Genomic DNA, 1314 nt, shown 5'->3' with positions numbered 1-1314 from the left:
AGGGCTTTAGTTTTGCTAAAGGGTCGGGGTGCTGGTATCCAACAAGCAGGCGCCCGGCCAGCGGCCTTCTTGGACCAGTCGGCGGACCACCTCGAGGATCACCACCCGCGTCGCCAGCGCGGCCGGGGAAAGTTCGTCATCCGCCAGGCTGGCGAGCAGGTTGCGACGCTGCAGCGGGTGATCGCGCAAGGGGATGGTGCCCAGGCCTTCGGCGTAGGCGTGGGCCGCGGCCGAGCCCGGCTGGATGGTCGCGGCAAGGCCCTGGCGGACCACCTTCATCAGGGTCGCCAGGCCATCGATCTCCATGACCACATTGACGTCCAGTCCGAGGTTCTCCATGGCCGCTGCCAGACCGCTGCGCAGGCCGTGCTGCATGCTCGGCAGCACCAACGGCAATCGGCCCAGGGCGGCGAGCGACAGGCTGGCGGTCGTCGGGACGCCCGGCAGGCCTGGCGCATGCAGCAGGATCAGTGCCTCATCGAGCAAGGGATGCAGCGTCCAGCGCCTGCCCGGATCGGGCTGGAAGACCACGGCGAGATCCAGTTGCCGGGCGTTGAGCTGAGCCCCCAGATAGCCCGACAGCATCTCCACCAGGTGCAGTTGGATATCCGGATAGCGCTGCTGCAGCGTCTGGATCAGCGGTAGCGCCAGTACGCTGGCTACGGTCGGCGGCAGGCCGACGCTGACATACCCGCGCAGACGGTCGCGCTGGGCCGCTTGCACAGCATAGTCGGCCTGGCGCAGGGTGAGCTGGGCATGATGAAGGAAGGCCAGTCCGGCCGGCGTGGGCGTGGCGCCAAGTGAGGTCCGGTTGAGCAGGCGGATGCTCAGTTCCAGCTCCAATCGAGTGAGCTGCTGACTCAGCGCCGAGGCGCCGACACCCAGCTCCAGTGCCGCGCGGCCAAGGCTGCCCATTTCGACGACCTTGGCGAAGTAGCGTAGCTGACGGAGTTCCATATGGGCGTCATCGCTGAGTACAGTTCAAAGGTCCATTGTGCTCCGATATCAGCTCTCAGCATGACACTCCGTGATATTTCCCGCGTGCACCCCGCCTGAAACATACTTTCCCCGCCCATACCCCTAGCTCCCGTCACCCCTTCCGCCTGGGCTCCACCTACTGACTGTCCGCGTCAATCGCGTGACATAAGGGAAGGCGTCCGAATAATAAACATGCTTATGACTAGGTGGAAAACCCTCCTAGGATGCTTAGCGCCTCTTAGGGCTTGTCTGAAAAGTCGTGTTTGCTAGCCTGTTCCTGTTCCTGTTCCTGTGATGGCAATGGAGACCGGCATGACTGGGCGTTACGAGCTTTCG

The 1314-nt window shown here is 63.9% G+C and carries 1 protein-coding gene; it reads right to left on the bottom strand.

The genetic code is table 11. The features are described 5' to 3' along the window. Positions 1-15: 15 nt before the first annotated feature. Positions 16-957: a LysR family transcriptional regulator gene (locus tag GSQ95_RS25950; protein WP_158896839.1), complete on the bottom strand. Its 942-nt coding sequence runs from the start codon at positions 955-957 to the stop codon at positions 16-18. Between the last annotated feature and the right edge of the window lie 357 nt (positions 958-1314).

Origin of the sequence: Pseudomonas sp. BAV 4579 (assembly GCF_009765395.1) — a bacterium.
In the GTDB taxonomy this organism is placed as follows: Bacteria; Pseudomonadota; Gammaproteobacteria; order Pseudomonadales; family Pseudomonadaceae; genus Chryseomonas; species Chryseomonas aestiva.
Note: the sequence above shows the minus strand (reverse complement) of the source record. Positions and strands in the feature narration are given on the sequence as shown.